Here is a 16,857-nt window from a genome sequence, read left to right as displayed (position 1 = left end):
CCGCTAACTTAAGAATCTTTTATAGAATTTGATGTAAAACTACACACTGTAAGCCTATAAATTCTGTATTTTTGCACGGATTTTTAAAATTTAGTTTCTATGTTATCTGTTTCTAACCTTTCTGTTCAATTTGGAAAAAGAGTATTATTCGATGAAGTAAACGTTGCTTTTACCCAAGGTAACTGTTATGGTATTATTGGTGCAAATGGTGCTGGAAAATCTACTTTTTTGAAAATTTTGGCAGGTCAGATCGACCCTACATCTGGGCATGTACATTTAGAGCCTGGTAAAAGAATGTCCATCTTAGAGCAAAATCATAATTCTGCTGATGAATATACGGTTTTGGAAGCAGTAGTAATGGGCAATAAGCCTCTCTATGAGATTAAGAAGGAAATAGATGCCCTTTATGCGGATTATGATGATAAAAATGCAGATAGAATAGGGGAGTTACAAGTGCAGTTTGAGGAAATGAACGGTTGGAATGCCGATAGCGATGCGGCTGCCCTACTTTCTAACTTAGGTATTAGTGCAGATATGCATTATAGTTTAATGTCTGAGTTAGATTCTAAATTGAAAGTACGAGTACTTTTAGCTCAGGCTTTATTTGGAAATCCTGATGTGTTGATCATGGATGAGCCTACCAATGATTTGGATTATGAAACAATTAGTTGGTTAGAGAATTTCTTGGCAGATTATGAGAATACGGTTATTGTTGTTAGTCACGATCGTCACTTTTTAGATACCGTTTGTACGGATATAGGTGATATTGATTTCGGAAAATTAAATTTATACTCCGGTAACTATACATTTTGGTATGAAAGTAGCCAGTTGGCAGCTCGTCAACGTGCACAACAAAACAAGAAGGCAGAAGAAAAAGCAAAAGAATTACAAGAGTTTATTTCTCGCTTTAGTGCAAACGTTGCAAAAAGTAAGCAGGCAACGTCACGTAAAAAAATGCTTTCCAAGTTAAAAGTTGATGATATTAAACCATCTAGTCGTAGATATCCGGCAATAATTTTTGATAGGGAACGAGAAGCGGGTGACCAAATTTTGAATGTTGAAGGTTTGTCTGCTAGCACAGAAGAAGGTGAGGTATTGTTCAATAATGTCAATATCAATCTGGCTAAAGGAGATAAGGTTGCTATAATTTCAAGAGATTCTAGAGCTTCATCTGCATTCTATGAAATTATTAACGGTAACAAAATGGCTGATTCGGGAACGTACCAATGGGGCGTAACGACTACCCAGTCTTATTTGCCTGCTGATAATTCAGATTTCTTTACCGATAATATTAACCTTGTTGATTGGCTACGCCATTACGCTAAAACAGAAGAGGAGAGAGAGGAAGTTTACATTAGAGGTTTTCTAGGTAAAATGCTTTTTAGTGGCGAAGAAGCGCTTAAAAAGTGTACCGTTTTATCTGGTGGAGAAAAAGTACGTTGTATGTTGAGTAGAATGATGCTAATGCGTGCCAATGTTTTAATGTTAGATGAACCAACAAATCACTTGGATTTGGAAAGTATTACGGCATTTAACAACTCTCTAAAGAATTTTAAGGGAACAGTGCTTTTTACGACTCATGATCACGAATTTGCTCAAACTGTGGCGAATAGGATTATAGAATTGACTCCTAAAGGCAACATTGATCGATATTCTACGTTTGATGAATATATGTCTGACAAGGCATTGAAAGACCAGCGTAACAAGATGTACGCTGAGTAAGCATAGAATAAAAGATTAACCCAAATCAATGTTTTATGAAAACCTACAATTTTGTGGCCTGCTTCTTGCTGGCTTTTAGTTTCGTTGCCTGCGAAAAATCTACCGATGAGCAATTAGAAGAAACAGTAATCGAAACCGATATAGCTGTTGATTATACGGTCTTTTTAAAAGCTAATGATAATATCAATGCAGCTGTTGTTAATACGGGTCAAGACAATTTAGTTGTTGGTGAAGAGGTCGCATCTTTTGGTCTTATACCGGCAAATGCCATAAAATTCAAGTCATCAAGTAGTTTAGGTTACTACTATACTGCCAATTGCGAGGCTAGTTTACAATGGTATAATGCAGAAGAACAATCATCAAAAACAATTCAGGTTTTTACTGACGACAATCCTTGTGATGTTAATGTGGCTGCTGTAGCATATGATGAAATTGATATGTTTATTGCATATGAGAGAGATTTATTAGGCAAGGATAAACACTTTGTGGTTAGAAGAGGGTCATTGAATAATCCAGAAAACTACGCTGAAATAACCTTGAATAATAAACCTGTAGATGTTGTTGTGTCTTCTAATAAACTTTTTGTTTTAACCTTAAATGAATTTGTATCCAATGAATATCATTTAACTATTATTGATCTAAATAGCAATGAAGTTTTGGTTACGTTAGATTTAGGCTATGATGCATTAAGGTTGTTTAAAAATAATACTGATCAAATAATTGTTAGTTATCCTGAGCTGCACACAACCATAGACCCGATAACTTTAGATAAGACCTATACAACTTATGGTGAAGATACTGCTCCTGGATTTATTACAACGAACGACTTTTTTATGGATGGTAATGGAAAATTCTATTTTCAAAAAAACATGCAGGGGGCAAATATAACAGAAGTACCTGCCACTTATGATTTTGAAGAGAACAGTACTGTTGTTTATCTGTATGAAAATTTTCTTTCAGATGCTGAGCTTAACGTAAAATTTAATATTGCCAATACAACTGCAATAGCCTACGACGATAAAAACAATTATATACTTGTAGGATATGAAAAAAACGGAAGTGGCGACAATGGTGGAATTTTAAGAATTACGCCGTCACCAGATTTTGAATTTGTAGATAATATAGATTTGTCCGGGATACCACAAACCATTTTCATAGACTAAATTGAAATGCCTAGCTATTATAATATTTACTGTTCCAAATAGCCGGATTAAAGTTTTTGCCTAAAGCAAAGCCATAAAAAATAACTATTGAGGCTATGCATTTGAACATAAAGAAATATAAAATCCAGAATTGAGCATTTGTACTTGATTTTGAAAATAGACCATTTGGAATCAATAATGTTACCAGATAACTTATCAATAATACCAGAATAGTTAGGTTGATGATATTTTTAAAAGGCCACATCAATAATCTTCTTAATGGGTGCAGATCATTGCCCCATTGATGTATTAAGTAGTGATACCCATTGCCTATAGGGGCAAATAATAAAGGGTCGTCTTTATCTTCTAATTTAAATAGTTTTGAAGGTGCTATTATTTTAAAACCTTGTATTTCAATATGATGTTCTTTTTCGAGCGTTTTTATTTTTGATAGTGCTTCAGTTGGTAGTGGACCTTTAAAGTATTTAGCATCAAGAAAGCGTAAACGGTAGTCTATGCAAATCTGTTTTATTTCATCAATGTGGTAAATTTTATCACTGTCCAGTAAATCAATATTGAATTTATTATTTTGAACACCATTGTTAATAGTTACATTATTTTCTATTCGCTCTAATTCATTATCAAGATTAGCTAATATGCTGTAAACTTCTTTCAGGTGTTTTTCTTCGGCTGAAATTCGTTTTTTTCTTACTGTCGACAGCTTCTGTTCAATATTTGTTTTTGGCAGTAACATGTTCTCTTTTTTAGCAATACACTCAAAGTTAAGCAATTAGTGTTTTCATGTAAATTTTGTCTAACTTAATTAAAAGTTAATAAAATGTTAAAATAGATGCAATCGTTAATTTTGACTAGGTGTCGATTGCTTCAAATTGTATATTGACGAAGAAATCGTACCATTTGTCGATTTTAAGAACATTTGCCCCTTAAGAACCAACTATTATGAAAAAATGGACATCCCTCGTGTCCTTGTGCGCCTTATTTATAGGGCTTCATACCTATGCACAAGACAATAGTATTGATCTAAAGTTTGATCAATTAATCTCAACTATAAAGACGGAAAAATCTATTTTAGAACGTACGGAGTCCTTTGAAAACCATTCTTCTTTATTAAATGCGCTTAGGGCGGTCGATTTAGATAAAGTATTGGATTATAAAGGAGAATTCACAGTTTTTGCACCCTCTAACCTTGCATTTCAGAAGTTATCAGAATCAACTTTAGATAAGTTGTTCGATCCAGAAAACAAAAGAGTTTTAAGGGCAATGCTTTCTTATCATATCATTGCTGACAAATTATCTGCCTCAAGTATTCTAAAAGCGATGTGCAGAGGAAATGGGATAGCCACATTTACTACCATTCAAGGCGAAGCGATAACGGCTACAATGGAAGGTATTGATATAGTATTGACCGACAAGTTTGGCAACCATGCTACAATCACTACGGCCGATTCAAATCAGTCAAACGGCATCATTCATGAGATTGACACCGTTTTTGTTCCTGAAAAGATGCTTTAATTAACGAAGGCTTGCTCCTAAATTACGTTCGTAGCTACTTTGTAGTTTAGACATAATTTTTTCGATCTGCTTTTCGGTCAACGTACTTTTGTCATCTTGCAATGTAAAGCTTACCGCATATGATTTTTTTCCGTCCGGTAAATTTTTCCCTTCGTAAACATCAAATAAAGTCATGTCCTTTAAGAACTTTCTTTCAGTTTTGAATGCAATTTCATGAAGTTCACGATAGGTAGCGTTTTGATCAAGTAAAAGGGCGAAATCTCTCTTAACTTCTGGATGCTTTGGTATTTCTTTAAAAGAAATAGGGGTATTGTCAATTTGTTTCAGCACTGTTCCCCAATCAAAATCGGCAAATAATATATCTTGTTTGATATCAAAATGCTTTAAAATTGATTTTTTGACCAACCCAAATGACACTAACTTATTTTTCTTGTATGTAAAGGTTAAACCTTCAGAAAATATAGTAGAAGAAGTAGGTTCACTTTTCAAATTATTTAAACCAAGTCTTAAAAACACCGTTTGAACAATTGATTTAAGTTCAAAAAAGTTAGTGGCAACAGGCTTATTTGTCCAACTATCTTGTGTGGTATTTCCAGTTAGTAAAATACTTAAGTATTTTGGTTCGATTCTTTTACCTTCCTTTTCGTAGTACGTTTTCCCAAATTCGAATAATTTAAGATTAGGTCGTCTACGATTTATATTATAGCTAGCGGTTTCCAATGCCGAAAATAGAGAAGTTCTTCGTAAAATAGATAGATCCCCACTTAACGGGTTAATGATTTCGACCGATTTTCTCCCGTCTCCCTCAACTTCAATTAATTGAGTGTAATCTGGGTTGGTTAAACTGTTGGTTAATATTTCATTATACCCCTTAGCAGCTAATGCATTGCCTATAGTTGTTTGTATATTGTGATCTGCCGCCGTTGTTGTACTGGCTATAGAAGCATTTAGCTTTTGACTGAATGCAACATTGTTGTAACCGTACACCCTCAAAATTTCTTCTATAACGTCTACTTGTCTTTGTACATCTACGCGGTAAGAAGGTACTTCCAATCCCATACCGGCTTCTGTAACATTCTTTACTTTGATATCTAATGAGGCCAATATAGATTTAATGGTATCCTGCGGGATTTCTTGACCAATTAATTTATTGATTTTTTCGAAAGCAAGAAATACTTCAAAGTTGGGGTGCTTTTTAGGATAAAGGTCATAAATGTCAGAAGTTATTTCCCCGCCTGCTATCTCTTTAATTAATAATGCGGCACGTTTTAGGCTGTACTCTACATTTTCAATATCAATTCCGCGTTCAAATCTAAATGATGCGTCAGTATTCAGCCCATGTCTTTTAGCCGATTTTCTTATTGAAACAGGGTTGAAATAAGCACTTTCTAAGAAAATAGAAGTTGTTTCTTCCGTTACTCCAGAACCTAAGCCACCGAAAACGCCAGCCAAACATAGTGGTTTTTCGGTATCGCAAATCATTAAATCATCTTCGTGCAAAGTTCTTTCCACTCCATCAAGAGTTGTGAACTTTGTGCCTTTAGGTAAAGTTTGAACAACAATCTTATGTCCTTTTATCTTGGCGGCATCAAATGCATGTAGTGGTTGCCCGAGTTCGTGCAATACATAGTTTGTGGCGTCTACTACATTGTTTTTTGGTGTTAAACCAATAGCTTTTAATCTATTCTGAAGCCAAGTAGGAGAAGGTTGTATAATAAGATTGCTAATTGATACCCCGCAATAACGAGGAGCTAATTCGGTCTTAATTACATCAACATCGATTTTTAAAGATCGGTCATTAATATTGAAATGACTGGTTGATGGCGTTATAAGTTCTTTTGTAATTTCCTTTTGCTTTAAGCCTGCTTTAAGGTCTCTTGCAACGCCATAATGACTCATGGCGTCTGCACGATTTGGTGTTAGGCCAATTTCGAAAACTTCGTCTTCCTCAATATCGAAGATATCTGCACAAGGGGTACCAGGTTTAAGGTCTATATCTAAAACCATAATGCCATCATGACTATCACCAAGACCCAGTTCATCTTCGGCGCATATCATTCCAAAGCTTTCTTCACCTCTGATCTTTCCTTTCTTAATTGTCCAAGCTTCACCTTCTGGGGTATATAATGTAGTACCTATGGTGGCAACCGGTACTTTTTGCCCAGCAGCTACATTTTTTGCGCCACACACAATTTGTACGGGTGCTTCAAGGCCTATATCGACCATAGTAACATTAAGCTTGTCGGCATTTGTATGCTTCTCACAGCTTAAAACGTGACCTACAACAATACCTTTTAATCCGCCTTTTACAGATTCAAATTTGTCAATTCCTTCTACTTCTAAACCTAAATCGGTTAAAAGTTCTCCGGTTTTTTGCGATTCCCAATCAATTTGTATGAACTGTTTAAGCCAGTTGTATGATATTTTCATTCAAAACATTTATAGGCCGCAAAGATAAAACAATGCCCTAATACATTCAATAAGCTATGAAGTCTTTATTTTAATTTTTAATTCTGCCTATTTAATTGTTTATTACAAGCTATTTAAAAAATAAAATATGAGATTAAGTATTGCAGTACTTTCTATTTTGATGTTGTTGGTAGGGTGTAAGGAAAATAAAACCACCAAGAATTTAGCTGAAGGCAATTGGTTGGTAGCGTTGCATGTTATGGATAAGCAAGTGTTACCATTTAACTTAAAGGTCGGTAAGTCTGTCGAAGGAAAATATATAATGGAAATTCGCAATGCAGAGGAGGTTATACAAGTAGATGAAGTTGAAATAAAGGGCGATTCTATATTTATGTATACCCCAGTTTTTGAAGGATATTTAGCGGGTAGATTTACTGAAACTACGATTGAGGGTGAATTTATAAAGGAAAGTCTAGATAGAATTGTTCCTTTTACCGCAGTTCATGGGGTTGAAGATAGGTTTGAAGTCAATAACCGAGAAAACAATGAAAATGTTACGGGAATTTGGGAAACCTATTTTAGTCCGGACTTAGAAGCTGAATATGTTGGTAAGGGTATATTTTTACAAGAAGGGAATAAAGTAACGGGTACATTTAGAACTACCACAGGTGATTATAGGTTTTTAGACGGAGTAATGGATGGCGATTCACTTAAATTATCTGCTTTTGATGGTGCGCACGCCTTTTTGTTTACTGCAAAAGTTACTGATTCGAGTATGAACGGTATGTTCTATTCGGGTAACCATTTTAAAGAACCATTTACGGCTACCAGAAATGATGACTTTGAGCTTCCAAACCCAGATTCGCTTACCTTTTTAAATGAAGGTTATGGTAAACTGGCATTTACATTCCCCGATAGTAATGGTGACCAAATTTCGTTGTCTGATGAAAGGTTTCATAACAAAGTTGTAATAGTTCAGTTAATGGGCACGTGGTGTCCTAATTGCCTGGATGAAACAAAATTCTTAGTTGATTATGTTAAAGAGAATGATAATGTAGAAGTTATAGGTCTTGCTTTCGAATCTGCTAAGACCCAAGAAAAAGCTTTTAAAGGCATACAGCGTTTAAAAGATAGAATAGGGGTAGAATATCCAATATTATTAGCTCAATTTGGCACCTACGATAAATTGAAAGCTCAAGAGAAACTGCCTATGCTAAATCATGTACTTTCATATCCTACTACCATCTTCATTGATAAGAAGGGTGATGTTAGAAAAATTCATACCGGTTTCAATGGTCCGGCAACGGGAGAGAAATTTGAAGAGTTTAAAAAGGAATTTAATGCGTTGATCACGCAATTGAACAATGAGTAATAACAGTTTGTTTAAATAATGGTAGACTTACCAAGACCAATGTTTTCATCGTTGATATTGAAGCTTCCGTCCAATTCCATAATGTTATCGGCAATAAAGTCACCAACATAATTAGTTCCATATTTTGAACTTCCTAAAATATCTGGGGTAACAATTTTTTTAGAGAATGATTTTAACACGGCAGCAACAACGGCATCAGATTCTTCGTTCATTTTAAAATGTTGGAGAAGCATGGCTACACTTAAGATAGATGCAACCGGGTTAGCGATATTTTTACCTGCAGCATCGGGGTAAGAGCCATGTATAGGTTCGAACATTGCATGTTCAAGCCCAACCGAAGCAGAAGGTAATAGTCCAATAGAACCTGCAATAACACTACCTTGATCAGAAAGAATATCGCCAAACATATTATCAGTCAAAATAACATCGAACTGAGAAGGGTTCAATATCATTTGCACGGCGGCGTTATCAATGAAAAGGCTATTAAGCACTACATCAGGATAACTTTCCGAGATATTACGAACTACACGCCTCCATAAACGCGACGTTTCAAGAACATTGGCTTTATCTACTAGGGTAACTTTCTTTTTTCTAGACCTGGCAGATTTAAAGGCTAAGTGAGCAATTCTACTAATTTCAGATTCGGTATAGGTACAGGTGTCCGTTGCCGAATTTTTGTCTTCATCATTGCTTTTGTCGCCATAATAAATACCACCCGATAATTCCCTAAATATGATTAAATCTGTATTCTGTACCTGGGTTTTAGAAAGAGGCGATTGTTTGACCAAGGACGGAAAAACCTTTACAGGTCTAATGTTGGCAAACAATTCCAATTTCTTGCGAAGCTTTAAAAGACCTTGTTCTGGCCAAACTTTTGCTTTAGGGTTATCATCGAATTCTGGAAGACCCAAGGCTCCAAAAAGTGTAGCATCGGTACTTTTGCAAAGTTTTAAAGTTTCTTTTGGTAAAGGGTTTCCAGTTTTTTTAATTGCTGTAGCACCTATAAGACCATTTTTAAAAGTAAAACTATGACCAAAAGTTTCCTCAACAGAACGTAGGCACTTAATAGATTGTGCTACTACTTCTGGACCAATACCATCTCCCTCTAAAACAGCAATGTCTAAATGCATAATTAGCTAATACTTTGTAAATCTATTTTAGAAGTCTCAATAATCTGATGGATATCATCGTCTTTAACTTCTTTTTTAACGTCGGCATACTTTAAAAACTCTTGGTATACTTGATCTAACTGGGTCTTGGTCAACTCATAACCTACAATTTTAGCTCTGTAGGCCAATGCAGCTCTTCCACTTCTTGCAGTCAATACGATCGAGGATTCAGTGACTCCTACATCGGCAGGGTCTATGATCTCGTAAGTTTCTCTATTCTTTATAACACCATCTTGGTGAATACCTGAACTATGCGCAAATGCGTTGGCACCTACGATTGCTTTGTTGGGTTGCACCATCATGCCCATTTTTCTGGAGACCATCAAACTGGTATCGTAAAGTAATTTGCTGTTAATGGTCGTATCTAAATTTAACCCTGGGTGTTGGCGCATAATCATGACGACTTCTTCTAAAGAAGTGTTTCCTGCTCTTTCACCAATACCGTTGATCGTACATTCTATTTGTCTGGCACCATTGATCACACCGGCAATAGAATTGGCAGTGGCCAAACCTAGATCGTTATGACAATGGCAAGATAGGGTTGCTTTATCTATGCCCTTTACGTTTTCACGCAAGTACTTTATTTTAGCTCCATATTCATCAGGTAAGCAATAGCCAGTTGTATCGGGAATATTTAAAACGGTTGCACCGGCTTTTACTACAGCTTCGCAAACACGTGCTAAAAATTCATTGTCCGTTCGTCCTGCATCTTCCGCATAAAACTCTACATCTTCGACAAAGGTCTTGGCATAGCTTACTGCTGCCACAGCTCTTTCTATAATAGCATCTCTGTTAGAATTGAATTTGTGTTTAATATGAGAATCAGATGTACCAATACCCGTATGAATTCTAGGAATTTTTGCATGTTTAAGTGCTTCTGCAGCTACCTCAATGTCATTTTTAACAGCACGGGTCAAACCGCAAACTGTGGCGTTTTTAACGAGCTTTGCAATTGCTTCTACAGATTGAAAATCCCCTGGGCTAGAAACAGGAAAACCGGCTTCAATGATATTTACGCCCAATGAATCTAATCGTTCTGCAATGACTAATTTTTGCTCACGGTCTAATTTACAGCCTGGTACTTGCTCTCCATCCCTTAATGTAGTGTCAAATATTTGTACGATATCTTTACTCATATAATTTACGTAGTTTTACTCGTCAAACGAATATATAACCTAAAACACAGAACACACAAATTTTGTGAATATGTTTACAACGTTAAGTCAGTTTTTTAGGTATATAAAACATTGAATTTCAATTATTTAAACTCTTATTTTTACGATGACAAATGCGCATAAAGATGCTTTGTTCGTTTTGGTTAAATCACTTTCAAAATCTGAGAAGCGTCAATTTAAGCTTTACGTGGGCAGATTAGGGGTGAATACCGATGCCAAATTTTTGGCACTATTCAATTTATTGGATAAAATTAAACAATATGATGAGAAAACAATACTTGAAAGCGGTATTGTTAAAAAAGCGCAACTTTCGAATCTAAAAGCACACCTGTATAAGCAGATTTTAGTAAGTCTTAGGTTAAATCCTGTGAATCAGAATATAAGGGTTCAGATAAGGGAGCAATTGGATTTTGCTACTATTTTATATCAAAAAGGACTTTACAAACAAAGTCTGAAAATTTTGGATAAGGTAAAGGCTATTGCAATAGAAAATGAAGAAAAGAATATTGCATATGAAATTGTGGAATTGGAAAAAATAATTGAAACCCAATATATTACCCGAAGCATACCCGACCGTGCCGATGAACTTGCTATACAGGCAAAGGAATTATCTGGTCATAATGTAATGACAAGTAAGCTTTCAAATCTTTCCTTGCAGTTATATGGCATGATGTTAAAGGTAGGTTATGTTCGAAGTGATGAAGATTATCAAAAAGTAAAAACCTACTTCAACGATCATTTGCCATTATATAATATTGAGGATTTAGGTTTTCGGGAAAAATTATGGTTGTACAAGGCGCATCTTTGGTACAGTTTTCTTACTCAAGATTTTTTATCCTGTTTTAAATATGCCAGTAAATGGGTAGATCTGTTTTATGCGTATAAAGACATGATCTATTTAAACCCTGTATTCTTTTTAAAAGGGAATCATTACTTGTTAGAATCTCTTTTTTATGTTCAATATAGTTCTCAGTTTAAGGAGGTTTTAGAACGATTAGAGCTTACAATAAAAGAAAAGGAATTTCCTAATAATGACAATATTAATTCATTGGTATTCATGTACTTAAACGCAAATAAATTGAATTTGCATTTTTTAGAAGGAACCTTTGAAAAAGGGCTTTATTTGGTAAAAATTATTGAATACGGTATTAATAAACATCGAGATAGAATAGACGAGCACCACGTAATGGTGCTATATTATAAAATAGCGTGTCTGTATTTTGGAATAGGGGATAACAAGACCTGTATTCAATACCTGAAAAAGATTATTGATAACAAAAATTTAAAAATGCGTGAAGACCTTATGTGTTTTGCTCGTGTATTAAGTTTGGTTGCTCACTATGAAGCGGGTATGGATTATCATTTAGAAGTTCAATTAAAAAGCACTTATAAGTTCCTTTTAAAAATGAACGATATGCACGCTGTACAAAAAGAGATGATAAAGTTCTTAAGAAGTTTGGGCGGCATTTATCCGAGTCAATTGAAGGCGGAGTTCCAAAAATTGTATAATGAATTGAAAAAGTATGAAAATCATCCTTATGAAAAGAGGGCATTTTTATATTTAGATATTCTTTCGTGGTTAGAAAGTCATTTACAAAACAAACCTGTATCTGAAATTATTAGAGAAAAAGCATTGGCAAAATCACGTTAGGTGATACACGGGTAAATGAAAAGCAATCACATTCAACATTTATTGGAAATTAATTTGGCTATGCTCTTTATAGCCACTTCTGGAGCGTTGGGCCGTTATGTACAATTGCCGGTGCCGGTTGCTATTGGTGCTAGGGCAGTTCTTGCTTTTATAGCATTGTTTCTGTATTGTAAATGGAAAGGTTTTAGCCTCAAAATCGAGAGAAAAGATACGTTGGTTATCTTCTTGAGCGGTGTATTAATGGGTGTACATTGGGTAGCCTATTTCTATGCGTTAAAATTATCGAACGTTGCAATTGGTATGCTCTCAATTTTTACCTATCCAGTAATTACAGCTCTTTTAGAGCCCATTCTGTTAAAGACTAAGTTTCAACTAGTTCATTTGCTTCTTGCTTTTTTGGTTCTTGCAGGTATGTATTTTTTAAGTCCCTCTCTAGATTTTGAAAATTCATATACCATTGCTATTGGCTTCGGTGTTTTTTCGGCTTTAGCATATGCTTTAAGAAATATTCTAATGAAAAGAAAGGTTTCTAAGTATAATGGATCTATGTTAATGACATACCAAACTGCAATAGTGGGAGTCTTGCTTTTTCCGTTTTTATTTTCGGTAACGTCTAATACGCTAGTAGGTCAGTGGGAAGTACTTGTTGCATTGGCGGTATTAACTACTGCTATTGGCCATACTTTATTTTTAATGACTTTTAAGCATTTTAATATTACTACGGTGAGCATATTGAGCAGTGTACAGCCTGTTTACGGTATTCTGTTAGGAGCTATTTTTCTTTCTGAAATTCCAAAAGGAACTACAATTTTAGGGGGTATTCTTATTTTAAGCTCCGTAGTTATAGAAAGTGTCCGTTCTAAAAAATCAACATAAACCAGTGTATTAATTTTCAGAGTTGATACCCGGGGTGGTAGCTCCAAACTGGTTAATAATGTTATCGCCAAATTTAGTGAACTGCTCATTTTTTGCCATTTCCCTGACCTTCACAGGGTCAAAATCACCATTAAAATATAGAAAAGAGCCAGTTCGGTTATCGTTATTGTAAACCAAAATTTCCTTAACGGAATTTTTCTTTTCGCGAATTGAAACCACATTGCGCTTTAGTTCATTGTTCTTACGGAACACTTCAATAAATGAATTACCGGTAATACCATTCATTTCTTTATTAAGAAATTGGGTTTTACTAGTGGTAGTGCTTGGAAATTGCATATACCTTAGGTCTTTGGTATTGCCGACCATAGCTTTCATTTCTGGTGAAATCTCACTGATCATCGATAACATAAATTGCGGAACGCGAACTGCCGTTACATGATTGTCATTTTTATGAGCATTGTAAAAGGCGTCGATGGAGTTGTAGCTACTGCATGAAATTATAACTAAGAATATACTTAGGGCACAAATTTTCTTTAACATGGTAATAGTGTTTGTGCTAAAAATAGTGAAATTAAAGACACGCGTTCCAAATTGGATCATTCGGAGGTGGGGCTATAATTTCGATAGGCTCTTTTTTTACAGGATGTATGAACCTTAATTTTCTTGCATGTAAGTGAATGCTTCCGTCTTCGTTACTTCTATTGAAACCGTATTTTAAGTCTCCTTTTATTGGGCTTCCTATTGAAGAGAGTTGAGATCTAATTTGATGATGACGACCGGTTTCAAGATCGACTTCTAAAAGAAAATAGCGGTCTAGTTTTTTTATGATATTATAACTCAGTATAGCTTTTTTGCTATCGGGAACTTTTTTTATGTTTGCGTACGATTTATTTTGTTTGGTGTTTCGCTTCATATAATGAACCAGTCTTTTTTCTGGTTCTGTCGGAGCATTTTTCACTATTGCCCAATATGTTTTATTAGCACTTTTTTCTGCGAACAATTTATTCAACCTGGGTAAGGCCTTAGAGGTTTTCGCAAACAAAACTATGCCGGAAGTCGGTCTATCCAAGCGATGTACAACCCCTAAATAAACATTGCCCGGTTTGTTGTATTTCTTTTTTAGAAAAGCTTTTACGGTATCGCTCAATGGTTTATCGCCAGTCTTGTCGCCTTGCACAATATCACCAGGGCGTTTATTGACGACTATAATGTGATTGTCCTCAAATAGCACTTGAAGATTATCGACTGTAGAATGTATTTTTTTTGACAAAAAATATCAGATATTAATTAATATTGCTCGTCATCATTAGGAAAATCTTGACTTTTTACATCACTAACATAATTGGAAATAGCATTTCCCATTTCTTCGTACAAATTCATGTATCTACGTAAAAAACGAGGGTTGAACTCGTGTGTCATTCCTAATAAATCATGAACAACTAAAACTTGACCATCAGCGTATTTGCCTCCGCCAATGCCTATTGTAGGTATTGTTAGGTTTTCAGATACTTTTTTTGTGAGCATTGCAGGTATCTTTTCTAGTACAATACCGAAACAACCTAATTTTTGAAGTAATTTGGCATCTTCCATTAATTTTTCTGCTTCTTCCTCTTCTTTTGCACGAACGGTATATGTTCCAAACTTATAGATAGACTGTGGTGTTAGCCCCAAGTGTCCCATAACCGGAATACCGGCTGCAAGTATTCTTTTTACGGACTCCTTAATTTCTGCACCACCCTCAAGTTTAACAGCATGTGCGCCACTTTCTTTCATGATTCTAATTGCCGATCGCAAAGCTTCTTTAGGGTCGCTTTGGTAGCTTCCAAATGGTAAATCTACAACCACCAATGCACGGTCAATAGCTCTTATGACAGAAGAAGCGTGGTAAATCATCTGATCCAATGTAATTGGCAAAGTAGTTTCATGACCCGCCATTACGTTACTGGCCGAATCACCAACCAAAATAACATCAACCTTGGCGGCGTCAACAATTTTGGCCATAGAATAGTCATATGCCGTAAGCATGGAGATTTTCTCTCCGTTCTTCTTCATATCCACTAAAGATTTAACCGTAACTCTTTTGTATTCTTTTTTAGCTGTTGACATAATTTGTTTTTGGTTTTGCGCCATAAAAGTAAGGAGTTTTAATGAGATTAAGCACTCTCTAAAAAGAATCCATTAGTAGGGTTCTTTTATAATTTCCCTAATTTTGACGCAAACAACTTTTTAAAAGGTACGCTATGAAATATTTCTCTTTACTGTTATCACTTTTCATGGTTAACGTAATACAATCACAAATAGATGAAGAGGTAAAGGTAAAATATGCGGTAGAGACTTTTTTTTATGCATTAAATAGTAAAAATGAATTTGCAATGAAAAGTGTTGTAGATGCAGATGTTAAAATGCAGACGGTAAATTTAAATGTACTAGGTAATATGATTGTTCGAAATACGAATTTTAATGATTTAGTAAATTTCATGATTACCACACCAGATTCTATACCTTTTCATGAAAAGATATTGGATTATAAAATACAAATAGATGGTGGTATGGCCCACGTATGGGCGCCGTATGAATTTTGGTACAATGGTGAATTCAGTCACTGTGGGGTTAATTCTTTTCAGTTATATAAAGAGGAAGATGCATGGAAAATCATTTATTTAGTTGATTCAAGAAGAAAAGAAGATTGCGACCCGGTTTTGGAGTAAATTATAACTGTTATTTCCAAGGTCTTGAATTTGATGCATCTGCTGATGGAAAATCTACAGGTACCTTTTGAGTAACTTTTCCGGTTGCTGCCCATTCCGTTCCACGTTGAAGTGTTGTGATAAAGCCTACGCATTGCATAGAATAATCAAAGTGACCTAAGGTAGAATGAAAAACACGCCCTTCACCATAATTGATTGCCATTAACTGTGGTACATGCTGACCTAAACCTGTAACATTTGGGTCCCATGGTGGTGCATTCTTCTCAACATCGGCATAAGCTGTTGCCAATATAGTAGCATTTTCAAAAGGACCTCTCATACGTTCATACATTTCATCTGGCGTGTGTAACCATTTTTCAGGTATTCCTTTCATAATTGGGTGTTCAGGCGCTCTTGTGGTAAGTTGAAATTCATATTCTGGTCCGTGAGAACCGCATACACCGGCTAAGGTATCTTTAATTAGTTCTCCTTCGTTATTGTAATACACGTAGGGTCCTGATTTTTCATTGCGACCTCCCCAAGCACCAAGGCCGATCATCTTATTATATTCTTCCCAATCTCCCCAAGCGTTATCAGCGGCATGAATAACCACAAGCCCTCCGCCATTTTTCATATAACTTTCAAAAGCTTCTCTTGTTTTTACGGGCCATAAAGGAGAGTCGGAACCAAGGTTAGATATAATTACATCATAATCACTGAAATTAAGTGTAAAGTCTGAAGTTTTTATTGGACTATTCGATACTTGATATGTCTTGTCTTTCAAAGGGTAGGTCTCAATAAAAGATTCATAAGCTTCTGGCCGTGTTTTATTATATTTTATTCCTAACCATACAGAATCCATTCTTTCAATATCTACAGTGAACAAGTCGGTTTGTTCTAGATAATCTTTCATCATCATTGTCGTTTTTGGCCACACGTAATGATTGTTCTGTCCGTCGATTATAAGGGCTTTTAATTTTACAGGGGATGACATATGTTGAGCAACTTCTTTCTTTTTTTCTCCGCAAGAGATAAGTATTAGACATAACATGGTAATTGCCATTAATTTTTTCATGATGATGTATTTAGGTTACGCTCAAATGTTGCCATTAAATGTACAT

The 16,857-nt window shown here is 35.3% G+C and carries 15 protein-coding genes; 7 read left to right on the top strand and 8 right to left on the bottom strand.

What is annotated here, in order from left to right; genetic code table 11:
• Positions 1-99 precede the first annotated feature (99 nt).
• Together DCS95_RS02295 and DCS95_RS02290 are read left to right on the top strand one after the other, a co-directional pair.
• Positions 100-1,722: an ABC-F family ATP-binding cassette domain-containing protein gene (locus DCS95_RS02295; protein WP_116769223.1), complete on the top strand. Its 1,623-nt coding sequence runs from the start codon at positions 100-102 to the stop codon at positions 1,720-1,722.
• 35 nt (positions 1,723-1,757) lie between these two features.
• Positions 1,758-2,885 carry a hypothetical protein gene (locus DCS95_RS02290; protein ID WP_116769222.1) on the top strand — a complete coding sequence of 376 codons (1,128 nt, stop codon included), beginning with the start codon at positions 1,758-1,760 and terminating at the stop codon, positions 2,883-2,885.
• Positions 2,886-2,895: 10 nt separating this feature from the next.
• Here DCS95_RS02290 and DCS95_RS02285 read toward each other — a convergent pair whose 3' ends face one another.
• Complete coding sequence (locus DCS95_RS02285) at positions 2,896-3,618, bottom strand: hypothetical protein (RefSeq protein ID WP_116769221.1); 723 nt, start codon at positions 3,616-3,618, stop codon at positions 2,896-2,898.
• A 206-nt stretch (positions 3,619-3,824) separates the two neighbouring features.
• Here DCS95_RS02285 and DCS95_RS02280 point away from each other — a divergent pair, with 206 nt between their 5' ends.
• Positions 3,825-4,397, top strand: coding sequence for a fasciclin domain-containing protein (locus DCS95_RS02280; RefSeq protein ID WP_116769220.1), 573 nt, complete (start codon positions 3,825-3,827; stop codon positions 4,395-4,397).
• Here the strand turns inward: DCS95_RS02280 and pheT are convergent, their stop codons facing one another.
• Positions 4,398-6,827, bottom strand: coding sequence for a phenylalanine--tRNA ligase subunit beta (gene pheT, locus DCS95_RS02275; RefSeq protein WP_116769219.1), 2,430 nt, complete (start codon positions 6,825-6,827; stop codon positions 4,398-4,400).
• A 127-nt stretch (positions 6,828-6,954) separates the two neighbouring features.
• Between pheT and DCS95_RS02270 the strand changes: the two genes are divergently transcribed.
• Positions 6,955-8,178 (top strand): TlpA family protein disulfide reductase, encoded by a 1,224-nt coding sequence (locus DCS95_RS02270; RefSeq protein ID WP_116769218.1) that lies wholly within the window; start codon positions 6,955-6,957, stop codon positions 8,176-8,178.
• 11 nt (positions 8,179-8,189) lie between these two features.
• Here DCS95_RS02270 and leuB read toward each other — a convergent pair whose 3' ends face one another.
• Both leuB and DCS95_RS02260 read right to left on the bottom strand, forming a co-directional pair.
• On the bottom strand, positions 8,190-9,308 hold the full coding sequence (gene leuB / locus DCS95_RS02265; protein WP_116769217.1) for a 3-isopropylmalate dehydrogenase: 1,119 nt from the start codon (positions 9,306-9,308) through the stop codon (positions 8,190-8,192).
• 2 nt (positions 9,309-9,310) lie between these two features.
• A complete protein-coding gene (locus DCS95_RS02260) occupies positions 9,311-10,483 on the bottom strand; it encodes a 2-isopropylmalate synthase (protein WP_116769216.1) in 1,173 nt (390 codons plus the stop codon).
• A gap of 145 nt (positions 10,484-10,628) precedes the next feature.
• Between DCS95_RS02260 and DCS95_RS02255 the strand changes: the two genes are divergently transcribed.
• Both DCS95_RS02255 and DCS95_RS02250 read left to right on the top strand, forming a co-directional pair.
• A complete protein-coding gene (locus DCS95_RS02255; RefSeq protein WP_116769215.1) occupies positions 10,629-12,173 on the top strand; it encodes a hypothetical protein in 1,545 nt (514 codons plus the stop codon).
• Positions 12,174-12,188: 15 nt separating this feature from the next.
• Complete coding sequence (locus DCS95_RS02250; protein ID WP_116769214.1) at positions 12,189-13,049, top strand: DMT family transporter; 861 nt, start codon at positions 12,189-12,191, stop codon at positions 13,047-13,049.
• A 9-nt stretch (positions 13,050-13,058) separates the two neighbouring features.
• On the opposite strand, the gene DCS95_RS02245 is transcribed toward DCS95_RS02250, so the two are convergent.
• From DCS95_RS02245 to panB, 3 genes are read right to left on the bottom strand one after another with little or no spacing between them, the layout of a single operon-like run.
• A complete protein-coding gene (locus DCS95_RS02245) occupies positions 13,059-13,589 on the bottom strand; it encodes a DUF4252 domain-containing protein (protein ID WP_116769213.1) in 531 nt (176 codons plus the stop codon).
• A 31-nt stretch (positions 13,590-13,620) separates the two neighbouring features.
• Positions 13,621-14,319 (bottom strand): RluA family pseudouridine synthase, encoded by a 699-nt coding sequence (locus DCS95_RS02240; RefSeq protein WP_116769212.1) that lies wholly within the window; start codon positions 14,317-14,319, stop codon positions 13,621-13,623.
• A gap of 17 nt (positions 14,320-14,336) precedes the next feature.
• Positions 14,337-15,155 (bottom strand): 3-methyl-2-oxobutanoate hydroxymethyltransferase, encoded by an 819-nt coding sequence (gene panB / locus DCS95_RS02235; protein ID WP_116770122.1) that lies wholly within the window; start codon positions 15,153-15,155, stop codon positions 14,337-14,339.
• Positions 15,156-15,289: 134 nt separating this feature from the next.
• Here panB and DCS95_RS02230 point away from each other — a divergent pair, with 134 nt between their 5' ends.
• Positions 15,290-15,757 (top strand): nuclear transport factor 2 family protein, encoded by a 468-nt coding sequence (locus DCS95_RS02230; RefSeq protein WP_116769211.1) that lies wholly within the window; start codon positions 15,290-15,292, stop codon positions 15,755-15,757.
• 10 nt (positions 15,758-15,767) lie between these two features.
• On the opposite strand, the gene DCS95_RS02225 is transcribed toward DCS95_RS02230, so the two are convergent.
• Entirely contained in the window at positions 15,768-16,811 is a 1,044-nt protein-coding gene (locus tag DCS95_RS02225) for a ThuA domain-containing protein (RefSeq protein ID WP_116769210.1), read from the bottom strand.
• Positions 16,812-16,857: the final 46 nt, after the last annotated feature.

This window comes from Maribacter litoralis, from assembly GCF_003075045.1.
GTDB lineage: Bacteria > Bacteroidota > Bacteroidia > Flavobacteriales > Flavobacteriaceae > Maribacter > Maribacter litoralis.
The sequence above is the reverse complement of the archived record's forward strand: the minus strand, read 5'-3'. Positions and strand labels throughout refer to the sequence as shown.

Excerpts from the sequence above, each read along its gene's own strand:
- DCS95_RS02260 (WP_116769216.1), bottom strand. The coding sequence starts at position 10,483 with ATGAGTAAAGATATCGTACAAATATTTGACACTACATTAAGGGATGGA.
- DCS95_RS02245 (WP_116769213.1), bottom strand. The coding sequence starts at position 13,589 with ATGTTAAAGAAAATTTGTGCCCTAAGTATATTCTTAGTTATAATTTCA.
- DCS95_RS02285 (WP_116769221.1), bottom strand. The coding sequence starts at position 3,618 with ATGTTACTGCCAAAAACAAATATTGAACAGAAGCTGTCGACAGTAAGA.
- leuB (WP_116769217.1), bottom strand. The coding sequence starts at position 9,308 with ATGCATTTAGACATTGCTGTTTTAGAGGGAGATGGTATTGGTCCAGAA.
- DCS95_RS02295 (WP_116769223.1), top strand. The coding sequence starts at position 100 with ATGTTATCTGTTTCTAACCTTTCTGTTCAATTTGGAAAAAGAGTATTA.
- DCS95_RS02255 (WP_116769215.1), top strand. The coding sequence starts at position 10,629 with ATGACAAATGCGCATAAAGATGCTTTGTTCGTTTTGGTTAAATCACTT.
- DCS95_RS02230 (WP_116769211.1), top strand. The coding sequence starts at position 15,290 with ATGAAATATTTCTCTTTACTGTTATCACTTTTCATGGTTAACGTAATA.
- panB (WP_116770122.1), bottom strand. The coding sequence starts at position 15,155 with ATGTCAACAGCTAAAAAAGAATACAAAAGAGTTACGGTTAAATCTTTA.
- DCS95_RS02250 (WP_116769214.1), top strand. The coding sequence starts at position 12,189 with ATGAAAAGCAATCACATTCAACATTTATTGGAAATTAATTTGGCTATG.
- pheT (WP_116769219.1), bottom strand. The coding sequence starts at position 6,827 with ATGAAAATATCATACAACTGGCTTAAACAGTTCATACAAATTGATTGG.
- DCS95_RS02270 (WP_116769218.1), top strand. The coding sequence starts at position 6,955 with ATGAGATTAAGTATTGCAGTACTTTCTATTTTGATGTTGTTGGTAGGG.
- DCS95_RS02290 (WP_116769222.1), top strand. The coding sequence starts at position 1,758 with ATGAAAACCTACAATTTTGTGGCCTGCTTCTTGCTGGCTTTTAGTTTC.
- DCS95_RS02225 (WP_116769210.1), bottom strand. The coding sequence starts at position 16,811 with ATGAAAAAATTAATGGCAATTACCATGTTATGTCTAATACTTATCTCT.
- DCS95_RS02280 (WP_116769220.1), top strand. The coding sequence starts at position 3,825 with ATGAAAAAATGGACATCCCTCGTGTCCTTGTGCGCCTTATTTATAGGG.